Raw genomic sequence first — 26,866 nt, 5'->3', positions numbered from 1 at the left:
CTCCGATCCTCCCACGGCCGGGGCCGCGAACCGGCCGCCGGTCCAGCAGACGGACGGCCCGGCCGGTCGGCCGGGGGGCTTCAGCGTGCCGCGAGTGCCTGTTCTCCCGCGTGCCGCATGGCGGCGAGGGGGGCCGGAGCGCGGCCCGTCATCTGTTCCACCTGGAGGACCGCCTGATGCACGAGGAGGTCGAGACCTCCGACGACTGCACCCTTGTGGGCGGACCAGGCTGCCGCGAGCGCGGTCGGCCAGGGCTCGTACAACACGTCGAACAGCGTGCCCGGAGCCTCGGGTACGGCCGCGGCCAGTGCGTCCGTGGCCCCGGCCGGCGTGGTGGCGAGGACCAGCGGGGCGCTCAGTGCCCGGGCGCTGTCCGCCCAGTCGGCGATCCGTACGTCCACGGCGAGGCGCTCGCCCCAGGCGCGCATCTCGTCGGCCCGTTCCGGGCTGCGCACGTAGGCCGTGACCGGTCCTGCGCAGATTACGGCGAGGGCGGCGAGAGCGGAGGAAGCGGTGGCTCCCGCGCCGAGGACAGCGGCCGAGTCCACCTTCTCCACGCCGCGTTCGCGCAGTGCCGCGATCATCCCGGGGATGTCGGTGTTGTCGCCGACGCGCCGGCCGTCCTCGGTGAAGACCACGGTGTTGACCGCCTCGACCGAGGCCGCGGTCCCGCTGATCTCGTCCAGCAGGGGGATGATCGCGCGCTTGAGCGGCATGGTCAGTGAGAGTCCGGCCCAGGAGCGGTCCAGTCCCCCGATGAATCCGGGAAGTGCTTCCTCGTCCACCTCGAAGCGGTCGTACGACCAGTGGGCGAGGCCGAGTTCCGCGTAGGCGGCGCGGTGCAGCACCGGGGACAGCGAGTGGGCGATGGGAGAGCCGAGAACGGCGGCCCGACGGATGGAGCTCACTGTCTGGCCTTCTCGTCCTCGTACTTCTGCCGGTTGCGCTCGTGCTCCTCGTTCGTCACGGCGAAGACGGTCTTGTCCTCGGTGACGGAGACGAAGTAGTACCAGGGACCGGACGCCGGGTTCATCGCCGAGTGCAGCGCGTCCGTGCCGGGGTTACTGATCGGGCCGGCCGGAAGCCCCTGGATCCTGTACGTGTTGTAGGGGTCGTCGATCTTCCGGAGTTCGTCCACCGGGCCGAGGTCCAGCGTGCTCTGACCCTTGATGTAGTTGACCGTGGAGTCGAATTCGAGCCTGCCGACCGTTTCGGTATTGCCGGGCTTGAGGCGGTTGTACACGACCCGCGCGACCTTGTCGAAGTCGTGCTTGTACTTGCCCTCGACCTGTACGAGGCTCGCGACCGTGATGAGCTGCCAAGGATTCTTGAGACCCAGCTTGGTGGCCTTCTCCTCGACCTCGGCCTTCTCGTACTCCTCGTTGGCCCGGGAGACCATGCGTTTCAGCGTGTCCTCGGGCTTGGACCCCTTGGAAACCGGGTACGCGGCCGGGTAGAGGAACCCTTCCAGCGGGTCCTTGACCTCGGGATTGTCCTCGGCCCAGTCCGGCAGCCCCAAGCTCTCCGCATGCGTATCGGCGACCTTGTCGGTGCTGCCCTTCTTGAGCCCGAGCCGCTCGTCGATCATGGCGTAGACCTCGAAGTTCTTGGTTCCCTCGGGAATCACGAGGGGATTCTGACTCTTCGGGTCCAGCATCATCGTCACGGCGCTGTCCGCCGACATCTCCTCCTTGAGGAGATAGACACCGGCCTGAATGGACTTGCCCCGGGGATTGGCATTCTGTGCCGAAACAAAAGCGTCGACGGATTTGACCACGCCGTTCTTCTTGAGGATGTTCGCGATCTCACCGCCGAGCGCGCCTTTCGGGATCTCCACCTCGACCTCGCCGGAGCCGTCACCCGCGTAGTCGGGCGCCTCGCCGAACTGTCCCTTGTAATACGAGTAACCCAGATAGGTCACTCCCCCGAGACCCCCGACGAGGGCCACCGAGACAACCAGGCAGGCGCAGCCGCTGCGGCTCTTCTTCTTGCCCTTGCCCCGGCGTTCGTTTCCGCCGCGCCCGCCACGGCGTGACGCGCGCGAGTCGTCCTCGTGTTCGTCGTCGTACTCGTCGTCCCGTGCGTCGCGGCCACCGGCCGGCTCGTCCGCGCCCGTGAAGAAGGGGTGGGTCTCTTCCTGGGGTACGTCCGGATTCCAGTCCGGTGACTGCTGCTCGGGCACGGCCTCGCGGCGCCCGGGAGGCTGCGGCGGCGGGTACGCCTCGGGCGTGCCGTAGTGGTCCTGCTGTTCGCCGTAGCCGGCCGGCTGCTGCCCGTACGGGTCATGGGGCTGACCGCCGTACGGCATGGCGGCCTGGTGACCGGTGTCCCAGCCGCCGTTGTACTGGGGCTGCTGCGGCGGCTGGTGCTGCTGCGGCGGCGGCTGGTGCTGCTGGTGCTGGTGCGCGTACGGGTCCTGCGGAGTGCCGTACTGCTGCTGCTCCTGCGCGTACTGCTGCTGGGCGTACGGGTCCTGCTGCTGGGAGTACGGGTCCTGCGGGTAGGGCTGCTGCTGAACGCCGTACTGGTCCTGGCCGCCGTACTGGTTCTGGCCGTGGGCAGCGTGCTGGCCGTCCCATCCCTGCTCCCCGTACAACGGGTCCTCGGGATGCCACGCTTCGGAGCCGGGACCCCGGCCATACTCAGTCATCGATCCCCTACGTGCCGCGAGACGACGTTCCGCCTCTTTGCTGTGCAGTGTTTGTTCGAACACCGCCGCATCGCGCGGAACGTTACCGTATCGCGATCAGACAACCACTTCGACGCCCTCGCCCGGAGCCCTGCCCGACGCCCGTTCGGACTCCAGAGCGTTCTGAAGGATCACCACAGCGGCAGCCTGATCAATCACAGACCGGCCCTTCTTGGACTTCACGCCCGAGGCGCGCAGTCCCTGAGTGGCCGTCACTGTGGTCATCCTCTCGTCCAGCAGTCGCACCGGAATGGGTGCGACCGTGCGGGCGAACACCTGGGCGAACAGCCGCACCTTGGCGGCTGCGGGGCCCTCGCCCCCGCTGAGGGATCGCGGCAGACCGATGATGACCTCGATCGGCTCGTACTCCTCGACGATCTGCCCCAGCCGCCGGTGGGCGGCCGGGACATCGCGTCCCGGCACGGTCTCCACCGGCGTGGCGAGGATCCCGTCGGGGTCGCACGAGGCGACCCCGATCCGGGCGTCCCCGACATCGATCGCCAGTCGGCGACCGCGGCGCATCTGCGACATGTCCGGCGTCACGCCGTCTCGGTGACGAGGCGTTCCACAGCGGATACGGCGTCGCCGATGGCGCCCGGGTTCGTGCCACCGCCCTGGGCGACGTCCGGCTTGCCACCGCCACCGCCACCAAGGGTCTTGGCGGCCGTACGGACCAGGTCGCCGGCCTTGAGACCGCGCTCACGGGCGGCCTCGTTGGTGGCGATGACCGTCAGCGGGCGGCCGTTGGCCGTGGTGAACAGGGCCACGACGGCCGGGCGGCCGCCCTGGATGCGTCCGCGGACGTCCAGCACGAGCCTGCGCAGGTCGTCGGCGGACGTGCCGTCGGGCACCTGTCCGGTGACCAGGGCGACGCCCCGGACGTCCTTGGCCGACTCGACGAGTCCGGCGGCGGCCTGGAGGACCTTCTCCCCGCGGAACTTCTCGATCTCCTTCTCGGCTTCCTTCAGCTTGCCGAGCATGGAGGCGATCTTCTCCGGAAGCTCCTCGGAGCGGCCCTTCACCAGCTCCTGGAGCTGGGCGACGACCGTGTGCTCCTTGGCGAGGAAGTTGTACGCGTCGACACCGACGAGAGCCTCGATGCGGCGCACACCGGAACCGATCGACGACTCGCCGAGCAGCTTCACCAGACCCAGCTGGGCCGTGTTGTGGACGTGCGTACCGCCGCACAGCTCCTTGGAGAAGTCGCCGATGGTGACGACGCGGACCCGCTCGCCGTACTTCTCGCCGAACTCGGCGATGGCGCCCTGCTTCTTGGCGTCGTCGATCGACATGACCTCGGCCTGGACGTCGAGTTCGCGGGCCAGGACCTCGTTGATCTTCTGCTCGACGTCGACGAGGACCGTGCCGGGTACGGCGGCGGGCGAGCCGAAGTCGAAACGGAAGCGGCCGGGCGAGTTCTCCGAACCGGCCTGGGCAGCGGTCGGGCCGAGGGCGTCGCGCAGTGCCTGGTGCGTGAGGTGCGTGGCGCTGTGGGCGCGGGCGATGGCGCGGCGGCGGGTGTTGTCGATGGAGGCGTAGGCGGCGGCGCCGACCGTGACCTCTCCCACCTGGACCGAGCCCTTGTGGACGGAGACGCCCGGGACCGGCTGCTGTACGTCGCGGACCTGGACGACGGCGCCGGTGTCGAGCCGGATCCGGCCCTGGTCGGCGAGCTGGCCGCCGCCCTCGGCGTAGAACGGGGTGCGGTCGAGGACGATCTCGACCTCGTCGCCCTCGGAGGCTGCGGGCGAGGGCACACCGTCGACGAGCAGGCCGACGATCCTCGACTCGCCCTCGGTGCTGGTGTAGCCGGTGAACTCGGTGGTGCCCGAGGAGTCGGCGACCTCGCGGTAGGCCGACAGGTCGGCGTGACCGGTCTTCTTGGCCTTGGCGTCGGCCTTGGCCTTGTCCCGCTGCTCCTGCATGAGGCGGCGGAAGCCGTCCTCGTCCACGGAGAGGCCCTGTTCGGCGGCCATCTCCAGGGTGAGGTCGATCGGGAAGCCCCAGGTGTCGTGGAGCAGGAACGCCTTGTCACCGGCCAGGACCTGTCCGCCGGCGGCCTTGGTCTCCGTGACGGCCGTTTCGAGGATGTTGGTGCCGCCCTTGAGGGCCTTGAGGAAGGCGGCCTCCTCGGCGAGGGCGACCGTCTCGATGCGCTTGCGGTCGGTGATGAGCTCCGGGTACTGCTGCCCCATCGTGTTGATCACGACGTCGGTCAGCTCACCGGCGACCGAGCCGGTGGCGCCCATCAGCCGCATGTTGCGGATGGCGCGGCGCATGATGCGGCGCAGCACGTAGCCGCGGCCCTCGTTGCCGGGGGTGACACCGTCGCCGATGAGCATCACGGACGTACGGATGTGGTCGGCGACGACGCGGAGCTGGACGTCCGTGCCCGGCTCGGCGCCGTACCGCACGCCGGTGAGCTCGGTGGCCTTGTCCATGACGACACGCAGGGTGTCGGTCTCGTACATGTTCTGCACGCCCTGCAGGATCATGGCGAGGCGTTCGAGGCCGAGACCCGTGTCGATGTTCTTCGACGGCAGGTCGCCGAGGATCGGGAAGTCCTCCTTGCCGTCACCGGCGCCCCGCTCGTACTGCATGAAGACCAGGTTCCAGATCTCCACGTAGCGCTCGTCGTTGACGGCGGGACCGCCCTCGACACCGAACTCGGGGCCGCGGTCGTAGTTGATCTCGGAACAGGGGCCGCAGGGACCTGGGACGCCCATGGACCAGAAGTTGTCCTTCTTGCCCAGGCGCTGGATGCGCTCGGCGGGGACCCCGATCTTGTCGCGCCAGATCTGCTCGGCCTCGTCGTCGTCGAGGTAGACCGTGATCCACAGGCGCTCGGGGTCGAGTCCGAAGCCGCCGTCTGCGACGGAGTTGGTCAGGGCCTCCCAGGCGTACTGGATGGCCCCTTCCTTGAAGTAGTCACCGAAGGAGAAGTTGCCGCACATCTGGAAGAACGTGCCGTGCCGGGTGGTCTTGCCGACCTCTTCGATGTCCGGCGTACGGACGCACTTCTGCACGCTGGTGACGCGCGGGGCGGGCGGCTTGACCTCGCCGAGGAAGTACGGCTTGAAGGGGACCATGCCCGCCGGGACCAGGAGCAGAGTCGGGTCGTCCGCGATGAGCGACGCCGAAGGGACGACGGTGTGACCGCGCTCCTCGAAGAAGCTCAGCCAGCGGCGGCGAATTTCGGCCGACTCCATCAGTGGTCCTCATTCCGGTTGTACGACGTGTAGGGGAGCGTGCGGTGTGGGGTGGCGGAGTCCGCCGCTTCGACGGCGTAGTGCTGCCGTACGGGGAGTTCGGGGTCGACCGGTGCCTCCAGGCCCAGCGCCCCGCCCAGTTCGGCCTCGCGCCGGATCATGCCTTCGCGCACGTCGAGGGCGAAGTCCTTGAGCTTGTGACCCGTCTCGATCGCCTTGTCGGCGGCCTGCGCCGCGAGGCTCTCGGGGGTCAGCTGCTTGATTTTTCGGTTGACCTTGGTGGTGGCCCAGACGCCGGCTGCGGCGCCTGCGGTGAACCAGAACGTACGGCGGAACATCGCTGCGTCAGTCCTTCTGTCCGCGGGAACTTCGGCCGTTCCGCTTCTTACCTCGGGCGGATGGCACTGTACGGCCGACGACCACCGACCGACGGGAGGGCCGGCCGGCGGGCTCCGGTTCCGGGGCGGACCTGCGGCCGATCGCCTGCCGTACCCCGTAGCCGAAAGCGGCGACCTTGACGAGCGGCCCGCCGAAGGTCGATGCGACGGTCGTGGAGAGCGCGGACGCGTTGGAGGTGACCTCCTGGACGTCCGCCGCGATCGCGTCGACCTTGTCGAGCTGGGTCTGCGCGGAACGGACCGTCGCGGACGCGTCGGCGAGCAGCGGGACGGCCTGCTCGGTCACGTCCGCCACGAGTTTCGTGGTCGCCCTGAGCGTCTGGGCCAGCCTCACCAGCACCACGGCGAGGAACGAAACCAGGATCGCCCAGAAGACGGCCACCAGGATCCCGGCCACCTCTCCACCGGACACAGTGCACCGCTCTCTGCTCGTCGCCCGCCCCGTCCGGGGCTTGTCTCTGCTCGGCCGCCGACCCCTGTCATCACAGGGAATCGTCGTCCCACGAGCCTATCGCGCCGGGCGTCAGGCCCTGTACCGCATTACCGGTGGGCGGGGCCGGGGCTGCCGGAGAGAAACTGCACGGAGAGCTTTCGAGCCCGTACTCTGCGTGTTCTGTGCGACGCCCTCAGCGCCCCTACTCCGCACCCGGCGATCCGGGCCCCCGCTCCCCCGCCGTCCGAGGCGATCTGCCCGCGGAACTGAACAGGTTCGTGGGCCGCGACGACGAGCCGGCCGAACTGCGGCGGCTGCTGGAGGAGTCCAGGCCGGTGACGGTCGCAGGGGTGGGCGGGGCCGGCAAGACCCGCTGTGTCACCCGGGTCGCCGGGCTACTGGAGAGACGGTACTGCCATGGCGTCTGGATCGCCGAGCTGTCGGCCGTCCATGATCCGGCGCTGCTCGAACACTCGCTGGCCGACGCCCTCGGGCTGACCGACCACACGAGCAGACCGCCACGCGCCACGCTCGTTGAACGCCTTGCCGCACGTCAACTCCTGCTCGTGATAGACGGCTTCGAGCAGATGACCGAGGCGGCACTCGTCAGGGACCTGCTGCGCCGCGCACCCGGACTCCGTGTCCTGACCGCCGTGCGGCGGCCCCTGCGGGTGGAGACGGCGAGGTGACCTTTCTCCTCACGCCGATGACCGAGCGGGACGCGGTGGAACTGTTCGCCGAACGGGCCCGCGCGGTACGGCCCGACTTCCGGCTGACCGACCGCGACAGGAGCGCCGTACGTGAACTCTGCCGCCGCCTCGACGGGATTCCGCTGGCGCTCGAACTGGCGGCAGGACGACTGCGAGCCCTCTCCGTGGAACAGATACTCATCGACGGGGATGCGGACGAGGCCGCCGTGCTGCAGGGGCCGCCGCGCGGATCTGGCCTTCGGTCGGCCTGCCGCTGTTCGGTTCGTCCTACTACGGGCTGCCGCAGGCCCAGTGCGAGGAGCGTGCCCGTGGGGAGCTGGGCGAGGAGAGGTACGAAGCGCGGCGGCGTGCGGGTGAGCGGCTGAGCCTGGACACGGCCGTATCGAGGGCGCTGTCCGGCGGGCCGCGGCCCCCGGCCGGCCCTTCGGGGACCGGCGTCTTCCCGGGGCCGGGGGAAACGCGAAGGCCCGCCGCCTCCCGGACAACAGGGAGGGGCGGGCCCGAGCTCGGTTGAGTGAGCTACGCCTGGATCAGCGGGCGTAGTACTCGACGACGAGCTGCTCGTCGCAGATAACCGGGATTTCCTTGCGGTTCGGGTCCCGGTCCAGGCGGAAGGCCAGGGCCTTCAGGTTCACCTGGAGGTAGCGCGGGGTCTCACCGTCGGTGTCGTAACCACCCTCGCGGGCCACCTGGAAGGGGACCTTGGAGCGGCTGCGCTCGCGGACCATCACGACGTCGTCGGGACGGACGCGGAACGACGGCTTGTCGACCTTGCCACCGTTGACCTCGATGTGGCCGTGAACGACCATCTGGCGGGCCTGGTAGATGGTGCGGGCGATGCCCGAACGCAGGACCAGGGCGTCGAGGCGACGCTCGAGCTCGACGACCAGCGCCTCGCCCGTCTTGCCTCCGGCCTTCTTGGCGCGGTCGTAGGCGCGCGCCATCTGGCGCTCGCTGATGTCGTACTGCGCGCGGAGGCGCTGCTTCTCGAGCAGACGGACCTTGTAGTCCGAGTTCTGCTTGCGGCCACGGCCGTGCTCGCCCGGCGGGTACGGACGAGCTTCGAAGTACTTGACAGCCTTCGGCGTCAGAGCGATGCCGAGGGCACGCGACTTCTTGACCTTGGGACGCGACTGGTTAGGCACGTTCTCCAGACCTCCGTTATAGGTTAAGTTAGGTAAGGATTACCTAACCCAAGGAGATCGCATGTCTCGCCCTGGGAACACCACAGACGTCACGGACAACACAGACAGCGGCGGCGCGCACGAGGGCGCCGCTACGACGGAAGGCCGATCTGATCGTGGTCAGCCGCGTCCCAGCGGGCTTGAAAACACTCGGATGCCGTCAGCAGCCGAGCGCACACGAACTCTCGTACAGAGTACCTGCTCTGCGGCACTGGTCGTACCGGGGCTCGATGTGCCCTGCCCCGACCACCTGGTGCCCAGCTCCCGCAGCGTAGGTCCCGAGGGGGACCTGTTCCTCGAATTCCCCGTCGGCTCCCCTGCCGTACGGGCCGCGACGCGCGCCCAGGGCGACGGACTCGGTGCCGTGCTGGAGCTCACCGATGTCGCGCCGGTCTCCGTCCCGCACCGCATCCGCGGCCGCGCCTGGATCTCCGGCCGGCTCACCGCCGTGCCGGGTCCGGCACAGCCCGGCCGGATGTTGCTGCGGCTCGAAACGGCGGAGGCGTACGTCGACGATCTGTGGGGAGCGCAGGACGTCGAACCCGAAGCGTTCCGCGACGCCGCCGCTGACCCGCTCGTCGCGCACGAGGCGGAACTGCTCCAGCACCTGCACGCGGCGCACAGCGACCGGATGGGGATGCTCCGCGCTCTGCTCGGCGCGCGCACCGCCTGTGACCGCGCGGCCCCTCGGCCGTCCGCCGTCCCGGTGGCCCTCGACCGCTTCGGTCTGCGGGTGCGCTTCGTCGAGGCACACAACTCGTGCTTCGACGCGCGCTTCGAATTTCCCGAGCCCGTGCAGGACGTCGGCGGACTGCGCCGGGCCATGCACACCCTCTTCGAAGCGGCGTCCTGCTGACCGGACCCGCCGGTCAGGCCGGACCGGAACTCCCGGCCGCGCCGTCGGAGCCGGCCCGGCCCAGCCGCTCCCTCACCCGGTCCACCACATCCGCGTACCGCGCCTCCGCGCCGTATCGCGTCGGTGTGTAGTAACGCCTGTCGCGCACGGCGTCCGGCGCGTACTGCTGGGCGGCGATGCCACCGGGGACGTCATGGGGGTAGACATAGCCCTGGGCGTGACCGAGCTTGGCCGCGCCCTTGTAGTGGCCGTCGCGCAGATGGGCCGGAACAGGGCCCGCGAGCCCTTTCCTTACGTCCTCCTGGGCGGCCGAGATCGCCAGCGTCGCCGCATTGGACTTGGGGGCCAGCGCCAGCGCGATGGTGGCGTGGCTGAGGGTGAGCGCCGCCTCGGGGAAGCCGATCATGGCCACGGCCTGGGCTGCCGCGACCGCCGTGGGCAGTGCCGTCGGGTCGGCCAGCCCGATGTCCTCGCTGGCCGAGATCATCAGCCGCCGGGCGATGAAGCGCGGGTCCTCCCCCGCCTCGATCATCCGGGCCAGGTAATGCAGCGCCGCGTCCACGTCCGAGCCGCGGATGGACTTGATGAGGGCGCTCGCCACGTCGTAGTGCTGGTCGCCGTCCCTGTCGTACTTCACGGCGGCCCGGTCGACGGTGTCCTCGACGGTCTGGAGGGTGATCTCCTGCTCGTCTGTCGCCAGTGCGGCCCCGGCCGCCGCCTCCAGCGCCGTCAGTGCCCGGCGGGCGTCACCTCCCGCGATGCGCAGCAGATGCGTCTGCGCGTCCTCGGCCAGCGTCACCGCACCGCCGAGCCCGCGCTCGTCGGTCAGGGCGCGCGTGAGCAGCGCCAGCAGATCGTCGTCGGTCAGCGGTTCCAGGGTGAGCAGCAGGGAGCGCGAGAGCAGGGGGGAGATGATCGAGAAGTACGGGTTCTCGGTGGTCGCCGCGATCAGCGTCACCCAGCGGTTCTCCACCGCCGGTAGGAGCGAGTCCTGCTGGGCCTTGGAGAAGCGGTGGATCTCGTCGAGGAAGAGGACGGTCTCCTTGCCGTAGCCCCCGGTGGCCCGGCGTGCGCTCTCGATGACGGCGCGGACTTCCTTGACTCCCGCGGTGATCGCCGAGAGCTCCACGAAGCGCTTGTTCGTCGCCTTGCTGACCACGTAGGCCAAGGTCGTCTTGCCGGTGCCCGGCGGCCCCCAGAGGATCACCGAGGACGGTCCGGCGGGTCCGCCGCCGCCTTCCCCCACGAGACGGCGCAGGGGTGAGCCCGGTTTGAGCAGGTGCTGCTGACCGACGACCTCGTCGACCGTACGGGGACGCATTCGAACAGCGAGCGGGCTGGCGGACGGGTCCTTCTCGTGACGGTCTTCGGCGGCTGCGGTAAAGAGATCGGGCTCCACGTCGTGAAGCCTATGTCACCCCGCTGACAGCGCCGCCGGACCCGTCAGCTGGTCCAGAAGTCCCACCAGCGGGTCAGGATCAGCATGCCGATGACGCCGATCCAGAGCACGGGCGGCACCCAGTGGAACTCCAGCAGGTTGTTCCGCAGCCAGCGGGGAGCGGGCAGGACGCCGTGCTTGATGTTGTGCGTGGTGACGTAGCAGAACATGACGATCGTGGCGACCCAGGCGAGGCAGCACCAGAGGCAGAGCGAGTTGATGTTGTAGAGCGACTGGTACTGGAGCCAGGTGCAGAAGCCGACGCCGAACAGCGTGCCCGCGTTCAGGCCGAGCCAGAACCAGGGGCGGAACCGGGCGCCGGCGAGCAGTCCCATGCCGATGCAGATCACCATCGCGTAGGTGACGAGCCCGAGCATCGGGTTCGGGAACCCGAAGGCGGACGCCTGCTCGCTCTTCATGATGTTGCCGCACGCGACAACCGGATTGAGGCTGCATCCCGGGGTGAAGCTGGGGTCTTCGAGCAGCTTGAACTTGTCGATGGTGATGACCCAGGCGGCCAGGAGTCCGGCCGCACCCGTGATCACCAGAAGCAGTGCCAGCGCGCGACTGCCCCCGATGGTCCTCCTCCCACCGTCCTCTGCCTGGCCCGAGGAGGGATGATCTACCGCTGTAGTCGTCATATCGCCGTTCCGTCACTGAGTAGCCAGCTGGGCACCGTCATTGTGCCGCACCGCGTGTGCTGTCAACCGTTCGACGAACATACGTGTGTCCGCCCGGGCGGACACGGAAAGCACGGCTGCGCGGGACGCTCCCTGCGGGGCGGAGCCGGCAGCGGAAGTCCGCGGACCCGCGAATGCCAGGGGCCCGTAACCGCGGTGGACGGCGTGGACCTGCGGATCATGCCTGGTGAGGTGTTCGGCGTCCTCGGGCCCAGCGGGTCGGGGACGAGCGCCACGACCGGGACTCCGAAGGGCCACCGGAGCAGGGCCGAGGGCACGGTGCGGGCCCTCGGCACCGACCCGGCCGTCGCCGGCCACCGCAACCGCTCCCGGACCGGTGTCGTCCGGCAGGATGAATCGGCGCCCGCCGAGTTGACGGTCCGCGAGACGATGACCCACTTCGCCCGCTACTGCCCCCGGCCCCGCGACGCCGGGGGAGGTCATCGGCCCGGCCGGTCCGGAACAGAAGGCCGACGCCCGGTTCGAGGAGCTGTCCGGCAACTGGACACCGGGCGTCGGCTGTTCACCGGGGGCGGGCCCGGTGCGAGCCCGGCCCCTCCCCCGGGCGTCATGCGCCCGGCGCGCTCAGCCTTCCGCGGATCACCTCGGACACGTCCGCCAGGGCGACCGCTTCCTGCTCGCCCGACTCCATGTCCTTGAGCTGGACGTTGCCCTCGGCCAGGTCGCGTTCGCCCGCGACGAGGGTGAAGCGTGCGCCCGAGCGGTTCGCGCTCTTCATCGCGCCCTTCAGACCACGGCCGCCGAAGGCGAAGTCCGTCGCCACGCCCTCGCGCCGCAACTGCGTGACCAGGCCGAAGAGCACCCGACGGGCCTCCTCGCCGAGCGGGACCGCGTACACGCTGGTGGCGGCGGGAATGGGGAGCTCGACGCCCTCGGCCTCCAGGGCGAGAACCGTGCGGTCCACACCCAGTGCCCAGCCGACGGACGGCAGCGCGGGGCCGCCGATCATCTCGGACAGCCCGTCGTAGCGGCCGCCGCCTCCCACCGCGGACTGGGAGCCCAGGCCGTCGTGGACGAACTCGAACGTCGTGCGCGTGTAGTAGTCGAGGCCGCGGACGAGCTTCTCGTCGTCCTCGTACACCACACCGGCCGCCGTGAGGAGCACACGGACCTCCTCGTGGTAGGCCTTGCAGGCGTCGCAGAGGTAGTCGCGCAGCATCGGGGCGCCGACGAGCTGCTTCCGCACGTCGGTCCGCTTGTCGTCGAGGACCCGGAGCGGGTTGATCTCGATGCGCCGACGGGTCTCCTCGTCCAGGTCCAGGTCCAGGTCGCGGAGGAAGCCCTGGAGCGCCTCGCGGTAGACGGGGCGGCACTCCTTGTCGCCCAGCGAGTTCAGCAGGATGCGGAACCGCGTGAGGCCCAGCGAGCGGTACGCCTGGTCGGCCAGGATGATCAGCTCGGCGTCGAGCGCCGGGTCCTCGGTGCCGATGGCCTCGGCGCCGACCTGGGAGAAGTGGCGGTAGCGGCCGGCCTGCGGCCGCTCGTAGCGGTAGTACGAGCCGGAGTACCACAGCTTCACGGGGAGGTTGCCCGCCTTGTGGAGGTTGGCCTCCAGCGCGGCGCGCAGCACGGACGCGGTGCCCTCGGGGCGCAGCGCGAGCTTGTCGCCGCCCTTGGTCTCGAAGGCGTACATCTCCTTGGACACGATGTCGGTGGACTCACCGACGCCGCGGGCGAAGAGGTTCACGTCCTCGAAACCGGGTGTCTCGATGTAGCCGTAGCCGGAGTTGCGCAGGGGCGCGGAGATGGCCTCGCGCACCGCCAGGAACTTCGCGGAGCGCGGCGGGGTCAGATCGTACGTGCCCTTGGGGGCCTGGAAGGTGCTCACAGGGTTTCTCTCTCGTCACATTCCTCGGCGGGGCGCGTCCATACCGTGCAGGTACGGGTTGGAGGCGCGCTCGCGGCCGATGGTCGTCTGGGGGCCGTGGCCCGAGAGCACCACGGTCGAGTCGTCGAGCGGCAGGCACACACGGGCCAGCGACTCGAGCAGCTCGGCGTGGCTGCCGCCGGGCAGGTCGGTGCGTCCGACGGAGCCGGCGAAGAGCAGGTCGCCCGAGAAGAGAACCTGCGGAACATCCGCGGCCTCGGGCATCCTGAACGTCACCGACCCCTTGGTATGGCCGGGCGCATGCGAGACACCGAACTCCAGACCGGCCAGGTTCAGCACGGCACCGTCGGTCAGTTCCTTGACGTCGTCCGGTTCGCCCACGGTGAGCTCGCCCATGAGAGGCATACCGAAGGAGCGGCCGAGTGCCTTCTCCGGGTCGCTCATCATGTACCGGTCCTCCGGGTGGATCCAGGCAGGGACGTCATGGGCGCCGCACACGGGAACGACCGAGGCGACATGGTCGATGTGGCCATGGGTGAGCACGACGGCGACGGGCTTGAGCCGGTGCTTCCTCAACGTCTCCTCGACGCCCTGGGTGGCCTGGTGCCCTGGATCGATGATCACGCACTCCTCGCCTGCGGCGGGGGCGACCAGATAGCAGTTGGTCCCCCAGGCCCCGGCGGGGAACCCGGCAATGAGCACGATCGTCCTTAATGTTCGTCCGACGGGAGAGGGTGTGGAGACAGATCCGGCAGATCAGAGCCTACCGGCGCTCCTCATCCCACAGCTAACCCATATACGGTACGGGGCAACCCAGGCCGGATCACACGACGTACAAGGAGATCACCCGGTGGTCAGCAGCGATCAGCGGCGGCGGCAGCTCGCCCGCGAGAAGTTCGAGCGGCAGCAGCAGCGCCGGGAGGAAGCCCGCCGGAGGACCAGGCGTCTGACCGCGGTCATCGCGTCGGCGCTGGCCGTGGTGGCGGTCATCGGCGCAGGTGCCTACGTCTCCATCGGCGACGACGACAAGGGCAAGGACAAGACCGACTCGGCGGCGAGCGCGAGCCCCTCCGCTTCGCCATCCGAGAGCGAGAGTGCCGCTCCTGAGCCCGCGATGAAGATCGACAAGAAGTCGACGTACTCGATGTCGCTCAAGACCAGCCAGGGCGACATAGCGTTCACCATGGACGCGGCGAAGACCCCGCACACGACGAATTCCTTCAAGGCCCTCGCGGACAAGGGATACTTCGACGCCACGAAGTGTCACCGGCTGACCACGGAGGGCATTTTCGTTCTCCAGTGCGGCGATCCCAAGGGTGACGGCACCGGTGGTCCCGGCTACAACATCCCGGACGAGAACCTGACCGCCCTGGGCAAGGCGGGCAAGGACGGCACCGTCACCTTCCCCGCGGGCACGGTGGCGATGGCCAACACCGGCCAGCCGGGTACCGGCGGCAGCCAGTTCTTCCTGGTGTACAAGGACACCAGACTCCCGCCCACGTACACCCCGTTCGGCACGATGGACGAGGCCGGCCTGAAGGCCGTCAAGAAGGTCGCCGAGGCGGGCGTCACCGGTGGCGTGGCCGACGGTGCACCCAAGAAGACCGTCACCATCGAGAAGGCCGCCGTCGACAAGGCGTGACCCGGCCGGGCGGCCGGCCCACCACGGCACACGGCGCGGACCGGAGAATTTCGGCCGCGCTGAGTGCGGACAGCCGGGTGGCCGGTCGCCTAGATTGACGTTGTGCAGGGCGGGCGATGCCCGCCCCAGGAAACTGTGGACGATGCCCGGGGGGCGAACCCCCTCGCAGGCATCAGGTGGAGGAGGCGCTGTGAGCAGCGACCCGTGGGGCCGTGTCGACGAGACAGGCACCGTGTACGTGCGTACAGCCGACGGCGAGCAGGTCGTCGGATCGTGGCAGGCCGGGACTCCCGAGGAGGCTCTGGCCTACTTCGAGCGCAAGTACGAGGGCTTGGTGGTCGAAATCGGCCTCCTCGAACGGCGGGTGAAGACCACCGATCTCTCGTCCAAGGACGCGATGGCCGCGATCGGTCATCTGCGCACGCAGATTGACGAGCACCACGCCGTCGGCGACCTCGCCGCCCTGCGCACCCGGCTGGACGCGCTCGTCGCGACGGTCGACTCGCGGCGCGAGGAGCGCAGGATCCAGAAGGCGAAGCAGACCGACGAGGCGCGCCACGCCAAGGAGGCGCTCGTCGTCGAGGCCGAGGAGCTGGCGGAGAGCGAGCAGTGGCGTTCGGCCGGCGAACAGCTGCGTGCGCTGGTCGACACGTGGAAGGCGCTTCCGCGCCTCGACCGCAAGTCGGACGACGAACTGTGGCACCGCTTCTCGCATGCCCGGTCGGCGTTCTCCAAGCGTCGCAAGGCGCACTTCGCGGCACTGGACGCCCAGCGTGAGGACGCCCGTAAGGCCAAGGAGAAGCTGGTCGCCGAGGCCGAGGCGCTCTCCGGGTCCACGGACTGGGGTACGACGGCCGCCCGGTACCGCGACCTGATGACCGAGTGGAAGGCGGCGGGCCGCGCACAGCGGGAGTCCGAGGACGAGCTGTGGAACCGCTTCCGCGGTGCGCAGGACGTCTTCTTCGCGGCCCGCGGCGGAGTGTTCGCCGAGCGTGACGCGGAGCAGGGCGAGAACCTCAAGGTCAAGGAGGAGCTCGCCGTCGAGGCCGAGAAGCTGGTGCCGGTCAAGGACCTGAAGACGGCCAGGGCCGCCTTCCGTGCCCTCAACGAGCGCTGGGAGGCCATCGGCCACGTACCCCGTGACGCCCGCCCGAAGGTCGAGGGGCGGATGCAGGCGGTGGAGCGTGCGCTGCAGGAGGCCGAGGAGAACGAGTGGCGCCGCTCGAACCCGGAGGCGCGGGCCCGTGCCGAGGGTCTGACCGGTCAGCTCCAGGCGGCCGTGGACAAGCTGCGGAAGCAGATCGACACGGCGCGCGCCTCGGGCAACAACGCCAGGGCCGACAAGCTCGCCAAGGAGCTCGAGGGCCGTCAGGCGCTGCTGGACCAGGCGCTGAAGGGCCTGGAGGAGTTCAGCGGCTGATTCCGGCCACCGTGTGTACGCGTACGCACTCCTCCGCATGTGTACGAGAGAGGGGCCCCTGCACTTCGTGTGCAGGGGCCCCTCTTGCCCCTCTCTCGTTCCGTTGGGTGGCTCCCGGGTTACGGCCTTCGGGCCGAGGTCACCCGGTACACGTCGTAGACGCCTTCCACGCCCCGCACGGCCTTCAGCACGTGTCCGAGGTGCTTGGGGTCGCCCATCTCGAAGGTGAAGCGCGAGGTGGCCACCCGGTCCCTTGACGTCTGGACGGCCGCCGACAGGATGTTGACGTGCTGGTCGGACAGGACGCGGGTGACGTCGGAGAGCAGGCGGGAGCGGTCCAGGGCCTCGACCTGGATGGCGACCAGGAAGACGGAGGACTGGGTGGGCGCCCACTCGACCTCGAGGATGCGCTCCGGCTGCTGGGAGAGCGAGTCGACGTTGACGCAGTCGGCGCGGTGCACCGAGACGCCGCTGCCGCGTGTGACGAAGCCGATGATCGGGTCGCCCGGTACGGGTGTGCAGCAGCGGGCCAGCTTGACCCAGACGTCTTCGACGCCCTTGACGACCACACCGGGATCGGCGTTGGCGCGGCGCTTGGTACGTCCGCGCGAAGGCGGGGCGGTCTCGACGAGGTCCTCGTTGGCCGCGTCCTCGCCGCCGAGTGCCTGGACGAGCTTCTGTACGACGCCCGCGGCGGCGACATGGCCCTCGCCGATCGCCGCGTACAGCGAGGAGATGTCCGGGTAGCGCATCTCGTGGGCGAGCGTGACCAGCGAGTCGCCGGTCAGGATCCGCTGGATCGGCAGGTTCTGCTTGCGCATGGCGCGCGCGATGGAGTCCTTGCCCTGCTCGATCGCCTCGTCGCGGCGCTCCTTGGAGAACCAGGCACGGATCTTGTTACGGGCGCGGGGCGACTTGACGAAGCCGAGCCAGTCCCGCGAGGGTCCCGCGCCGGCCGCCTTGGAGGTGAAGACCTCGACGAGATCGCCGTTGTCCAGCGTCGATTCGAGCGGTACGAGGCGCCCGTTGACCCGTGCTCCTATCGTCCGGTGGCCGACCTCCGTGTGGACCGCGTACGCGAAGTCGACGGGGGTGGCGCCGGCGGGCAGCGCTATGACGTCGCCCTTGGGCGTGAAGACGAAGACCTCGTTGCGCGAGAGGTCGAAGCGCAGGGACTCCAGGAACTCGCTGGGGTCCTCGGTCTCCTTCTGCCAGTCCAGGAGCTGGCGCAGCCACGCCATGTCGTTGACGTCCTGGCCGCGGCCGGTGTTCTTCGGTACGTCCGTGCGCACCTTGGAGGCTCCCGCTGAGGGCTCCTGCTTGTACTTCCAGTGCGCGGCGATGCCGTACTCGGCGCGGCGGTGCATGTCGAACGTACGGATCTGGAGCTCGACGGGCTTGCCGCTGGGGCCGATCACCGTGGTGTGCAGTGACTGGTACATGTTGAACTTCGGCATCGCGATGTAGTCCTTGAACCGGCCGGGGACCGGATTCCATCGCGCGTGCACGGTGCCGAGGGCCGCGTAACAGTCGCGGACCGTGTCGACGAGTACACGAATGCCCACCAGGTCGTAGATCTCGGCGAAGTCCCGGCCTCGCACGATCATCTTCTGGTAGACGCTGTAGTAGTGCTTCGGCCGTCCCGTGACGGTGGCCTTGATGCGGGCGGCGCGCAGGTCGGACTGGACCTCGTCGGTCACTATGGCGAGGTATTCGTCGCGCTTGGGGGCCCGCTCGGCAACGAGGCGGACGATCTCGTCGTACATCTTGGGGTAGAGGATCGCGAAGGCGAGGTCCTCCAGCTCCCACTTGATGGTGTTCATGCCCAGGCGGTGGGCCAGGGGCGCGTAGATCTCAAGGGTCTCGCGGGCCTTCTTCTCCTGCTTCTCCCGCTTGAGATAGCGCATGGTGCGCATGTTGTGCAGACGGTCGGCGAGCTTGATGACAAGGACCCGGGGGTCCTTCGCCATGGCGACGACCATCTTGCGTACGGTCTCGGCCTGCGCGGCCTCGCCGAACTTGACCTTGTCGAGCTTGGTGACGCCGTCGACCAGCAGCGCGACCTGGTCGCCGAAGTCCTTGCGCAGGGTGTCGAGGCCGTACTCGGTGTCCTCGACCGTGTCGTGCAGCAGCCCGGCCATCAGCGTGGCGGGGTCCATGCCGAGCTCGGCGAGGATCGTCGTGACGGCCAGCGGGTGCGTGATGTACGGGTCGCCGCTCTTGCGCTTCTGACCGCGGTGCCAGCGTTCGGCGACCTGGTAGGCGCTTTCGATCTGGCGCAGCGTCGCCGTCTCGATCTTGGGGTCGTTGGAGCGGACGGTCCGCAGGAGCGGTTCCAGCACCGGGTTGTACGGGCTGGAGCGCTGGACGCCGAGGCGGGCCAGGCGGGCCCGGACGCGGTTGGAGGAGCCACCGGAGCGGGGCACGGCACCGGCCGGGACGACGGGCTTGGCGGCCTTCGTCGGCTCGACGGCCTTCGTCGGCTCGGCGGCCTTCGTCGGCTCGGCGGCCTTCGGGGGTTCGACGGCCTTCGGGGGTTCGGCGGCCTTCCGGGGCCCGGCCGGTGCGTCGGCCGCGGGCTTCGGCGACCGGGCGGAGCCGGTAGGTCCGGGTCCCGGTTCGCCGTTCGCGGGGGCCGGGGCCTCTCCGCTGTCCGCAGGCTCTCGCGCGGCAGGCTTCGGCGTGCCCGCCGGCTGCGCCTTTGCGGGCGTGGCTTGGTCCGCCGCGGGCTTGTCGGGCTGCGGGGCGGCGACTGGCTGGGCCTCGTCTGGCAAGAGCGCTCCTCGTGCGGAACCGGGGTACCCGGAAAACCCATGGTATCGACCCGGTGGCTGGTCGACGCCCGGGGACCGTGGGACCCCTCACAACGCGGGACGGGCACCCGGATGTTCCCGGGTGCCCGTCCTGTGTGCGGCTGTCGTAGCCGGCCCGTCCTGCCGTCGGTCAGACGGTGATCAGAGACTCCAGCGGGGCGCCTCGCAGCGCCGGTTCCAGTCGTGCGCGGCCCTGGAGGAAACCGAGCTCCATGAGGACCGCGACGCCCGAGACCTGGGCGCCGGCCCGCCGGATGAGTTCCAGCGAGGCTTCGGCGGTGCCGCCGGTGGCGAGGACGTCGTCGATGACCATGATCCGGTCGTCGGACGAGAGGTCCTCCGCGTGGATCTCGATCTCCGCGGTCCCGTACTCCAGCTCGTACGCCTGGCTGAGCGTGGCTCCCGGCAGCTTCCCGGCCTTGCGGACCGGTACGAAGCCGAGGCCCGCCCGGACCGCGACCGGTGCCGCGAGGATGAAACCGCGCGCCTCCAGACCGACGATCTTGGTGGCGCCGTGCCGTACACACAGCTCCGCGAGGGTGTCGGTCAGCAGCGTGAAGGCCACCGGGTCCGCGAGCAGCGGCGTGATGTCCTTGAACGTCACGCCCGGCTTCGGATAGTCGGCGACATCGCGGATACGGCCGAGCAGCAGCTCGCGGGTGGATTGCGTGGTGCTGGTCATCGACGGTTCTCCGGAGTCCGGCCGTGGCCCCTGCGCTGGCTCGCCACGGCACCAGCGGTCTCGGCCTCGTCGACGTAGTCGTCCGGCCGTTCGTCACCGTCGTAATCGGCGGACTCGCCCTTGGCGGCGGCTGCCGCGCGCTTCGCGAGGATCCGCTTCTTCAGCGCCTTCATCTGCGGCTCGCGTTCCTTGAAGTCGGCGACCAGCGGAGTGGCGATGAAGATCGAGGAATACGCACCGGCGGCGAGGCCGACGAAGAGCGACAGGGAGATGTCGTTCAGCATGCCGGCGCCCAGGACACCGCCACCGATGAACAGCAGGCCGGCGACGGGCAGCAGCGCGACGACGGTGGTGTTGATCGAGCGCACCAGGGTGCTGTTGATCGACCGGTTCGCGACCTCGCTGTAGGTCCAGCGGGTCTGTTTGGTGATCCCCTTCTGGCCCTCCTTGAGGCTGTCGAAGACGACGACCGTGTCGTAGAGGGAGTAGCCGAGGATCGTCAGCAGACCGATCACCGTGCCCGGGGTGACCTCGAAGCCGACCAGGGCGTAGACACCGACCGTGATCGTGATGTCGTGGATCAGTGCGATCAGGGCCGCGATGGCCATGCGCCACTCGAAGGCGATGGCGAGGTAGACCACCACCAGGATCATGAAGACCCCGAGGCCGGTCCACGCCTTGTTGGCGATCTGCTCGCCCCAGCTGGGGCCGACCAGGTCGGCGTTGATCTTCGCCTCGGGCACTCCGAGGTCCTCGGAGAGCTGGGTCTTGATCTGGTTGGCCTTTTCGGTCCCGACCTCGGTGATCTGGATCCGCATGTTGCCGTTGCCGAGCTCCTGCACGATCGCCTCGTGGCCGGAGGCCTCGACGGCGCTCTCGTGGGCCTGGGAGACCGAGACCTTGGGCTTCTCGTCGGTCGTGAAGACCGCGCCGCCCTTGAACTCGATGCCCATGTTGAGGCCGCTGACCGCCAGTCCGACGATGGCCGTGATGGTGATCAGTATCGAGACGCCGTACCAGATCTTGCGATTGCCGATGAAGTCGTAACCGACCTCGCCACGGTAGAGCCGGGCGCCGAGATTGCCGAGTCGCGACATGTCACGCCTCCTTCGGGTGGTCGGTGGGGACGTTGATCCGGCGCGAGCGGCGGATGGGCGGCTTGGCACCGAGCCGCTTCGGGTCCAGGCCGGACCACGAGTTACCGCTCGAGAAGAACTTCGTGCGGCCCATCAGCGTCATGACGGGCTTGGTGAAGAGGAACACCACCACGACGTCGAGCAGGGTGGTCAGGCCGAGCGTGAACGCGAAGCCCTGAACCTTGCCGACCGTCACCAGGAAGAGCACCGCGGCGGCCAGGAACGACACGAAGTCGGAGACCAGGATCGTGCGCCGGGCACGGGGCCAGGCGCGCTCGATGGCCGGACGCAGGGTGCGGCCCTCACGGATCTCGTCACGGACACGTTCGAAGTACACGATGAACGAGTCCGCCGTGATGCCGATCGCCACGATCGCTCCACAGACCGCGGGGAGGTTCAGCGCGAAGCCGATCGCCGGGCCGAGCAGGGACATGATCGTGTAGGTCAGGATGCCGGACACCGCGAGGCTGAGGAGCGCGATGAGCGCCAGACCGCGGTAGTAGGCGACCAGATAGATGACGACCAGCGCGAGACCGATGGCACCGGCGATGAGACCGGCCTTCAGCTGCTCGTCGCCGAGGGCCGCGGTCACGGTGGTGACGCTCTGCTGCTCGAAGGAGAGCGGAAGGGCACCGTACGACAGCACGTTGGCCAGGTCCTCGGCGGACTGCTGGGTGAAGCTGCCGGAGATCTCGGCGCTGCCGCTGAGGGTCTCGTTCACCTGGGGCGCCGAGACGACCTCACCGTCGAGGGAGATCGCGAACTGGTTCTGCGGCGACTGCTGCGACGACAGCTTCTGGGTGATCGTCTGGAACTTCTTGGAGCCCTTGTCGGTGAACTCCATGGAGACGAGCCAGATGCCGCGCTGCTGGTCGAACTGGGCCTTGGCGTCGTCGACGTCCGTACCGGAGACCTCGGCCGGGCCGAGGATGTACTTGGCGTCACCCTCGGCGCTGCACGCGACCGTGGGGTCCTCGGGCTTGACTGCCTCGCCAGCCGCGACACGGGCCTCGGCGTCGGTGCAGTCGAGTTCGGTGAACTTCTTCTGCAGCGCGGCGGTGGCCGGGTCGGGCGTCTCGGCGGCGGGCGGCTCCGTGGACGCCGGGGCGTCCGTGGTGCTCGCGCCGGGGCTGGGCGTCTTGTCCTTCTTCAGACCGTCGGTGACCGCACGGCCCTGGGAGGTGGCACTCGACGAAGGAGTGGCCTTCGAGCCGGAAGCGGTCTCGTCGCCTGCCTTCGCGCTGGGCGTGGCCTTGGGCGTGCTCGAACCGGTCGCCGAAGGGCTCTCGGAACCCGTGGGCGTCGGCGTTCCGGCGGTGACCGTGAGGACGGGACGGAAGTAGAGCTGGGCGGTCGTACCGACCTGCTCCTGCGCCTGCTTGGAGTTCGTCCCCTTCGGGATGTTGACGATGATGTTGCGCTCGCCCTGGGTCTGGACCTCTGCCTCGGAGACACCCAGACCATTGACACGGCGCTCGATGATGCCGACCGCGGTGTCCATGTTGGTCTTGTTGATCGCGTTCGGCTTGCCGGGCTGGTTCTTGGCCTCGAGCGTGATCGATGTCCCGCCGGCCAGGTCGATGCCCAGCCGGGGAGTGGTGTGACCGGACAGGAACATCCCGCCGGTGAGCGCGACCATGGCGATCAGGATCAGAACCAGGGCACGCCCCGGCCTGCTCTGACCGCCCGCCGGCCCTCGGCCCTTCTTCGGTGCTGCCACCTTCTCGTTTCTCCCTGTCCAACCGCCCCGCGCCGGGTACGCGCCCGAGCGGCCACGAAGTGATGTGGGGACCTGCCCCCCGCAGAAGACCGCACGCTCCGTCGGACGCCGCGTACCTGTAGGTGCGCGGCGTCCCCGGACCGTGAACTACTTCGTGTCGCCCTCGCCCTTGGCGTCCTTCGGGTCGACGTCCTTGACCTCGGCGTCGTCGGCCTCGGCCTTCTTGCCCAGGTCGATCTTCGCGTCGTCCGAGGCGTCGGCGTCGGAGTCCGTGGTGAGCGAGGAAGCGTCGTCGGGCACGATCGAGCCCTCGACCTTCAGGTCCTCGTCGTCGCCGTGGACGATGCGGTTGTACTCCGCGTCGTCGAGGACGGCACCGATCGAGTTCTTGGCGTAGACGGCGTGGACGCCGGGCGCGACCTCAAGGAGAACCGTGTCGTCGTGAAGCTCCTTGACGGTGGCGTACATGCCCCCGATCGTCCGGACGCCGGTGCCGGGCTGCATGTCATTACGCATCTGCGCAGCCGCCGCCTGCTTCTTCTTGGCGGACCGGGTCATCAGGAACATGGCCCCGATGAGCACGATGAAGGGGAGGAGAGTCACGATATTCACGGGACGGAAATTCCTTCGCACGACCGCGTTGGAATGCGGCCTGGTCTACGGGGGTGGGTACGTCGCCCTGTAAGGGCGGCATCGGCGGAGTCTAAGCGAGTCCGCATCATTGGAACAACGCCCAGCATGGCACCGTGGTTCCTCCGGGGGCCAACCCGTGACGCATCACGCCCCGAACAGGCCCTGTTGTCCCTTTCCGCCGTGCTGTGGCGCGACGAGGCCCAGATGTGCCCAGGCCGCGGGGGTGGCGACCCGGCCGCGCGGTGTCCTGGCCAGCAGTCCCTCGCGTACGAGAAAGGGCTCGGCGACCTCTTCGACGGTCTCGCGCTCCTCCCCCACCGCGACGGCGAGGGTGGACAGGCCCACGGGGCCGCCCCCGAAGAGTTTCAGCAGGGCACCGAGCACCGCGCGGTCCAGGCGGTCCAGGCCGCGGGCGTCGACCTCGTACACCTTGAGGGCGGCGCGGGCGATCTCCTGGTCGATCCGGCCGTCGGCCTTGACCTGGGCGTAGTCCCGGACCCGCCGCAGCAGCCGGTTGGCGATCCGGGGCGTGCCCCGGGACCGTCCGGCGATCTCCGCGGCTCCGACCACGTCGATCTCGACGTCGAGGAGGCGGGCGGAGCGGTGTATGACGCGCTCCAGTTCGGAGGGGCTGTAGAACTCCATGTGCCCGGTGAAGCCGAAACGGTCGCGCAGCGGGGGCGGCAGCAGGCCGGCCCGGGTGGTGGCGCCGACCAGCGTGAAGGGCGGCAGTTCCAGGGGGATCGCGGTGGCGCCGGGCCCCTTGCCGACGATCACGTCGACCCGGAAGTCCTCCATGGCCATGTAGAGCATCTCTTCGGCGGGCCGCGACATGCGGTGGATCTCGTCGAGGAAGAGGACTTCGCCCTCCTGGAGTGAGGACAGGATCGCCGCGAGGTCGCCCGCGTGCTGGATGGCGGGGCCGGAGGTGATCCGGATCGGCGCGTTCATCTCGGCCGCGATGATCATGGACAGCGTGGTCTTGCCCAGACCCGGGGCGCCGGAGAGCAGGACGTGGTCGGCGGTGGCCCCGCGGGCAAGGGCCGCCTTGAGGACCAGGTCGAGCTGTTCGCGGACCTTCTCCTGGCCGACGAACTCGTCGAGGTCCTTGGGGCGCAGCGCCGCTTCGACCGCGGTGTCCTCGCCGTCGGCCCCGGCATCGACCAGCCGGTCGTCCAGCCGCTCGTCGACGAGGTGCGCACGCTCGTCGGTGTCGGGTCCGGTCTCGTCCCAGTTCATTCGGTCAGTCCCGCCTCGGGTGTATCGGTACCGGGCCGTGCGGTGCCCGGACCGGTGTGGTGCGTGGGATCAGCGTGCGCGGTTGAGCGTCTGGAGGGCGGCGCGCAGCAGCTGGGGTACGGGGGGCTGGGAGCCCCCCGCGATCGCGGCCTCGGCCTGCGGGGCCACGGCGGTGACCGCCTCGTCGGCCTCGCGGGGCGCGTACCCGAGCCCGATCAGTGCCGCCTGGAGCTGGTCGCGCCAGCCCGAGGTGACCGGAGTGCCGATGCCCTGCTGCCCGATGTGGGCGCCGACCGGCTCCCCGAGTCTGTCCTTCAGCTCCAGCAGCAGCTTCTGGGCGCCCTTCTTGCCGATGCCGGAGACGGCGGTGAGGGCCTTTTCGTCACCGGTGGCGACGGCGATGCGCAGGGCGTCGGGGCTGTGGGTGGCGAGCATGGCCTGGGCGAGCCGGGGGCCGACACCGCTGGCGGTCTGGAGCAGTTCGAAGACCTGGCGCTCGTCGTCGTCGGCGAATCCGTAGAGCGTGAGCGAGTCCTCCCTCACGACGAGGGAGGTCGCCAGCTTGGCCTCCTTGCCGATCCGCAGGCCGGCCAGGACCTGAGGGGCGCACTGGACGGCCATCCCGATGCCGCCGACCTCGATCACGGCCGTGGTCGGGGCGAGGGCGGCAACCGGGCCCGATACGAAGGCGATCATGCGGTACGGCCTTTCAGGGTTCGATGGGCGGCGACGGCCTGCTGGAGTCTGTTCTGCGCTGGGGCCCGCCAGATGTGGCAGATGGCGAGCGCGAGGGCGTCCGCGGCGTCGGCCGGCTTCGGTGGCGCGTCGAGGCGCAGGAGCCTGGTCACCATGGCGCCGACCTGGTCCTTGTCCGCGCGTCCTGAGCCGGTGACGGCGGCCTTGACCTCACTGGGAGTGTGCAGGGCCACGGGGATGCCGCGCCGCGAGGCGCAGAGCATGGCGACCGCGCTGGCCTGGGCCGTACCCATCACCGTACGTACGTTGTGCTGGCTGAACACCCGCTCCACGGCGACGAATTCGGGCCGGTGGGTGTCGAGCCACTCCTCGATGCCGCGCTCGATGACGACCAGGCGGTGGCCGAGCTCCGCGTCCGGCGGGGTGCGGACGACACCCACGCCGATCATCGTCAGGGGTCGCCCCGCCACGCCTTCGACGACTCCGACCCCGCACCGGGTCAGCCCCGGGTCCACGCCGAGTACACGCATGAAGCGCCCCCTCCCTCCGCCGACTTCACCGATCGGTCAACTGTTCCCGCAGGCTATCGGCTCGCACTGACAATGCGACGGGCCGACGGGGTGTGTCCCCCGTCGGCCCGTCGGCCCGCCTGTGCGGCGACTGCCCGGATGTCAGGCGTCGACCTTCTCCATGACCTCGTCGGAGACATCGAAGTTGGCGAAGACGTTCTGCACGTCGTCACTGTCCTCGAGCGCGTCGATGAGCTTGAAGATCTTGCGTGCGCCCTCTTCGTCGAGGTCGACCTGCATGGTGGGCAGGAAGTTGGCCTCGGCGGAGTCGTAGTCGATGCCGGCGTCCTGGAGCGCGGTGCGGACCGCGACCATGTCGGTGGCCTCGCTGACGACCTCGAACGTCTCACCGAGGTCGTTGACCTCCTCGGCACCCGCGTCGAGCACGGCTCCGAGGACGTCGTCCTCGGAGAGTTCACCCTTGGGGACGATCACGACGCCCTTGCGGTTGAAGAGGTACGAGACCGAACCCGGGTCGGCCATCGAACCGCCGTTGCGGGTCATCGCGACCCGTACGTCGGACGCGGCACGGTTGCGGTTGTCGGTGAGGCACTCGATGAGCACCGCGACACCGTTCGGGCCGTAGCCCTCGTACATGATCGTCTCGTAGTCGGCGCCGCCGTCCTCGAGACCGCCACCGCGCTTGACCGCGGAGTCGATGTTCTTGTTCGGGACGGAGCTCTTCTTCGCCTTCTGGATGGCGTCGACGAGCGTCGGGTTGCCTTCGAGGTCGACACCGCCGGAGCGGGCCGCGACCTCGATGTTCTTGATCAGCTTCGCGAAGAGCTTGCCGCGCTTGGCGTCAATCACGGCCTTCTTGTGCTTCGTCGTAGCCCATTTAGAGTGGCCGGACATCTGCCTTCTCCTTCG

General features: G+C 69.3%; 24 protein-coding genes and 1 pseudogene. 5 read left to right on the top strand and 20 right to left on the bottom strand.

Features of this window, described 5'->3' with window-relative positions; all coding sequences use genetic code 11:
- Nucleotides 1-80 precede the first annotated feature (80 nt).
- From F0344_RS30980 to F0344_RS30955, 6 genes are all read right to left on the bottom strand, one after another.
- Nucleotides 81-908, bottom strand: coding sequence for a shikimate dehydrogenase (locus F0344_RS30980; RefSeq protein WP_185301913.1), 828 nt, complete (start codon nucleotides 906-908; stop codon nucleotides 81-83).
- Nucleotides 905-2,650, bottom strand: coding sequence for an endolytic transglycosylase MltG (gene mltG, locus F0344_RS30975; protein WP_185301912.1), 1,746 nt, complete (start codon nucleotides 2,648-2,650; stop codon nucleotides 905-907). Before mltG ends, F0344_RS30980 begins: the two co-directional genes overlap by 4 nt.
- Before the next feature lie 96 nt (nucleotides 2,651-2,746).
- On the bottom strand, nucleotides 2,747-3,220 hold the full coding sequence (gene ruvX, locus F0344_RS30970) for a Holliday junction resolvase RuvX (RefSeq protein WP_185302970.1): 474 nt from the start codon (nucleotides 3,218-3,220) through the stop codon (nucleotides 2,747-2,749).
- Nucleotides 3,221-3,228: 8 nt separating this feature from the next.
- The gene (gene alaS / locus F0344_RS30965; RefSeq protein WP_185301911.1) at nucleotides 3,229-5,898 is read right to left on the bottom strand and encodes an alanine--tRNA ligase; all 2,670 of its coding nucleotides are present in this window, start codon (nucleotides 5,896-5,898) and stop codon (nucleotides 3,229-3,231) included.
- Complete coding sequence (locus F0344_RS30960; protein ID WP_185301910.1) at nucleotides 5,898-6,236, bottom strand: DUF6167 family protein; 339 nt, start codon at nucleotides 6,234-6,236, stop codon at nucleotides 5,898-5,900. Before F0344_RS30960 ends, alaS begins: the two co-directional genes overlap by 1 nt.
- Nucleotides 6,237-6,243: 7 nt before the next feature.
- Nucleotides 6,244-6,693: a DUF948 domain-containing protein gene (locus F0344_RS30955; protein ID WP_185301909.1), complete on the bottom strand. Its 450-nt coding sequence runs from the start codon at nucleotides 6,691-6,693 to the stop codon at nucleotides 6,244-6,246.
- 218 nt (nucleotides 6,694-6,911) lie between these two features.
- Here F0344_RS30955 and F0344_RS30950 point away from each other — a divergent pair.
- A pseudogene (locus tag F0344_RS30950) lies at nucleotides 6,912-7,687 on the top strand (ATP-binding protein); the annotation flags it as partial.
- Between the two features lie 282 nt (nucleotides 7,688-7,969).
- On the opposite strand, the gene rpsD reads toward F0344_RS30950, so the two are convergent.
- Nucleotides 7,970-8,584, bottom strand: coding sequence for a 30S ribosomal protein S4 (gene rpsD / locus F0344_RS30945; protein ID WP_185301908.1), 615 nt, complete (start codon nucleotides 8,582-8,584; stop codon nucleotides 7,970-7,972).
- Between the two features lie 193 nt (nucleotides 8,585-8,777).
- Here rpsD and F0344_RS30940 point away from each other — a divergent pair, with 193 nt between their 5' ends.
- Complete coding sequence (locus tag F0344_RS30940; protein WP_185301907.1) at nucleotides 8,778-9,479, top strand: DUF2470 domain-containing protein; 702 nt, start codon at nucleotides 8,778-8,780, stop codon at nucleotides 9,477-9,479.
- A gap of 13 nt (nucleotides 9,480-9,492) precedes the next feature.
- Here F0344_RS30940 and F0344_RS30935 read toward each other — a convergent pair whose 3' ends face one another.
- Together F0344_RS30935 and F0344_RS30930 are read right to left on the bottom strand one after the other, a co-directional pair.
- A complete protein-coding gene (locus tag F0344_RS30935; protein WP_185301906.1) occupies nucleotides 9,493-10,878 on the bottom strand; it encodes a replication-associated recombination protein A in 1,386 nt (461 codons plus the stop codon).
- Nucleotides 10,879-10,922: 44 nt separating this feature from the next.
- The gene (locus F0344_RS30930; protein ID WP_185301905.1) at nucleotides 10,923-11,558 is read right to left on the bottom strand and encodes a vitamin K epoxide reductase family protein; all 636 of its coding nucleotides are present in this window, start codon (nucleotides 11,556-11,558) and stop codon (nucleotides 10,923-10,925) included.
- On the opposite strand from F0344_RS30930, the gene F0344_RS30925 reads away from it, so the two are divergent.
- Nucleotides 11,535-12,257: an ATP-binding cassette domain-containing protein gene (locus F0344_RS30925; protein ID WP_308460997.1), complete on the top strand. Its 723-nt coding sequence runs from the start codon at nucleotides 11,535-11,537 to the stop codon at nucleotides 12,255-12,257. The genes F0344_RS30930 and F0344_RS30925 overlap by 24 nt on opposite strands.
- Here the strand turns inward: F0344_RS30925 and hisS are convergent.
- Together hisS and F0344_RS30915 are read right to left on the bottom strand one after the other, a co-directional pair.
- Nucleotides 12,166-13,446, bottom strand: coding sequence for a histidine--tRNA ligase (gene hisS, locus F0344_RS30920; RefSeq protein ID WP_185301904.1), 1,281 nt, complete (start codon nucleotides 13,444-13,446; stop codon nucleotides 12,166-12,168). The two genes, F0344_RS30925 and hisS, sit on opposite strands and share 92 nt — an antisense overlap.
- Before the next feature lie 15 nt (nucleotides 13,447-13,461).
- Entirely contained in the window at nucleotides 13,462-14,148 is a 687-nt protein-coding gene (locus tag F0344_RS30915) for an MBL fold metallo-hydrolase (protein WP_185301903.1), read from the bottom strand.
- A 148-nt stretch (nucleotides 14,149-14,296) separates the two neighbouring features.
- Between F0344_RS30915 and F0344_RS30910 the strand changes: the two genes are divergently transcribed.
- Both F0344_RS30910 and F0344_RS30905 read left to right on the top strand, forming a co-directional pair.
- Nucleotides 14,297-15,088, top strand: coding sequence for a peptidylprolyl isomerase (locus F0344_RS30910; protein ID WP_185301902.1), 792 nt, complete (start codon nucleotides 14,297-14,299; stop codon nucleotides 15,086-15,088).
- Nucleotides 15,089-15,278: 190 nt separating this feature from the next.
- Complete coding sequence (locus F0344_RS30905; RefSeq protein WP_185301901.1) at nucleotides 15,279-16,508, top strand: DUF349 domain-containing protein; 1,230 nt, start codon at nucleotides 15,279-15,281, stop codon at nucleotides 16,506-16,508.
- 119 nt (nucleotides 16,509-16,627) lie between these two features.
- Here the strand turns inward: F0344_RS30905 and F0344_RS30900 are convergent, their stop codons facing one another.
- From F0344_RS30900 to F0344_RS30860, 9 genes are all read right to left on the bottom strand, one after another.
- Complete coding sequence (locus tag F0344_RS30900; RefSeq protein ID WP_185301900.1) at nucleotides 16,628-19,282, bottom strand: RelA/SpoT family protein; 2,655 nt, start codon at nucleotides 19,280-19,282, stop codon at nucleotides 16,628-16,630.
- A 169-nt stretch (nucleotides 19,283-19,451) separates the two neighbouring features.
- On the bottom strand, nucleotides 19,452-20,003 hold the full coding sequence (locus F0344_RS30895) for an adenine phosphoribosyltransferase (protein ID WP_185301899.1): 552 nt from the start codon (nucleotides 20,001-20,003) through the stop codon (nucleotides 19,452-19,454).
- A complete protein-coding gene (gene secF / locus F0344_RS30890; protein WP_185301898.1) occupies nucleotides 20,000-21,100 on the bottom strand; it encodes a protein translocase subunit SecF in 1,101 nt (366 codons plus the stop codon). The genes F0344_RS30895 and secF overlap by 4 nt, the downstream gene beginning before the upstream one ends.
- A 1-nt stretch (nucleotide 21,101) precedes the next feature.
- Nucleotides 21,102-22,859 carry a protein translocase subunit SecD gene (secD, locus tag F0344_RS30885; protein WP_185301897.1) on the bottom strand — a complete coding sequence of 586 codons (1,758 nt, stop codon included), beginning with the start codon at nucleotides 22,857-22,859 and terminating at the stop codon, nucleotides 21,102-21,104.
- Between the two features lie 147 nt (nucleotides 22,860-23,006).
- Nucleotides 23,007-23,471, bottom strand: a complete 465-nt coding sequence (gene yajC, locus F0344_RS30880) for a preprotein translocase subunit YajC (protein WP_185301896.1) — start codon at nucleotides 23,469-23,471, stop codon at nucleotides 23,007-23,009.
- Between the two features lie 165 nt (nucleotides 23,472-23,636).
- Nucleotides 23,637-24,731, bottom strand: coding sequence for a Holliday junction branch migration DNA helicase RuvB (gene ruvB, locus F0344_RS30875; protein ID WP_185301895.1), 1,095 nt, complete (start codon nucleotides 24,729-24,731; stop codon nucleotides 23,637-23,639).
- A 69-nt stretch (nucleotides 24,732-24,800) separates the two neighbouring features.
- On the bottom strand, nucleotides 24,801-25,427 hold the full coding sequence (ruvA, locus tag F0344_RS30870; RefSeq protein ID WP_185301894.1) for a Holliday junction branch migration protein RuvA: 627 nt from the start codon (nucleotides 25,425-25,427) through the stop codon (nucleotides 24,801-24,803).
- The gene (ruvC, locus tag F0344_RS30865; RefSeq protein ID WP_185301893.1) at nucleotides 25,424-25,957 is read right to left on the bottom strand and encodes a crossover junction endodeoxyribonuclease RuvC; all 534 of its coding nucleotides are present in this window, start codon (nucleotides 25,955-25,957) and stop codon (nucleotides 25,424-25,426) included. The genes ruvA and ruvC overlap by 4 nt, the downstream gene beginning before the upstream one ends.
- Nucleotides 25,958-26,098: 141 nt before the next feature.
- Nucleotides 26,099-26,851, bottom strand: a complete 753-nt coding sequence (locus F0344_RS30860) for a YebC/PmpR family DNA-binding transcriptional regulator (protein WP_185301892.1) — start codon at nucleotides 26,849-26,851, stop codon at nucleotides 26,099-26,101.
- Between the last annotated feature and the right edge of the window lie 15 nt (nucleotides 26,852-26,866).

Source organism: Streptomyces finlayi, from assembly GCF_014216315.1.
Taxonomy (GTDB): domain Bacteria; phylum Actinomycetota; class Actinomycetes; order Streptomycetales; family Streptomycetaceae; genus Streptomyces; species Streptomyces finlayi_A.
The sequence above is the reverse complement of the archived record's forward strand: the minus strand, read 5'-3'. Positions and strand labels throughout refer to the sequence as shown.

Bases quoted from the DNA above. Each gene is read 5' to 3' on its own strand.
- alaS (WP_185301911.1), bottom strand. From the start codon at position 5,898: ATGGAGTCGGCCGAAATTCGCCGCCGCTGGCTGAGCTTCTTCGAGGAG.
- F0344_RS30940 (WP_185301907.1), top strand. From the start codon at position 8,778: ATGCCGTCAGCAGCCGAGCGCACACGAACTCTCGTACAGAGTACCTGC.
- ruvC (WP_185301893.1), bottom strand. From the start codon at position 25,957: ATGCGTGTACTCGGCGTGGACCCGGGGCTGACCCGGTGCGGGGTCGGA.
- F0344_RS30930 (WP_185301905.1), bottom strand. From the start codon at position 11,558: ATGACGACTACAGCGGTAGATCATCCCTCCTCGGGCCAGGCAGAGGAC.
- F0344_RS30860 (WP_185301892.1), bottom strand. From the start codon at position 26,851: ATGTCCGGCCACTCTAAATGGGCTACGACGAAGCACAAGAAGGCCGTG.
- F0344_RS30925 (WP_308460997.1), top strand. From the start codon at position 11,535: ATGATCTACCGCTGTAGTCGTCATATCGCCGTTCCGTCACTGAGTAGC.
- F0344_RS30895 (WP_185301899.1), bottom strand. From the start codon at position 20,003: ATGACCAGCACCACGCAATCCACCCGCGAGCTGCTGCTCGGCCGTATC.
- ruvX (WP_185302970.1), bottom strand. From the start codon at position 3,220: ATGTCGCAGATGCGCCGCGGTCGCCGACTGGCGATCGATGTCGGGGAC.
- ruvB (WP_185301895.1), bottom strand. From the start codon at position 24,731: ATGAACTGGGACGAGACCGGACCCGACACCGACGAGCGTGCGCACCTC.
- secF (WP_185301898.1), bottom strand. From the start codon at position 21,100: ATGTCGCGACTCGGCAATCTCGGCGCCCGGCTCTACCGTGGCGAGGTC.
- ruvA (WP_185301894.1), bottom strand. From the start codon at position 25,427: ATGATCGCCTTCGTATCGGGCCCGGTTGCCGCCCTCGCCCCGACCACG.
- F0344_RS30960 (WP_185301910.1), bottom strand. From the start codon at position 6,236: ATGTTCCGCCGTACGTTCTGGTTCACCGCAGGCGCCGCAGCCGGCGTC.
- mltG (WP_185301912.1), bottom strand. From the start codon at position 2,650: ATGACTGAGTATGGCCGGGGTCCCGGCTCCGAAGCGTGGCATCCCGAG.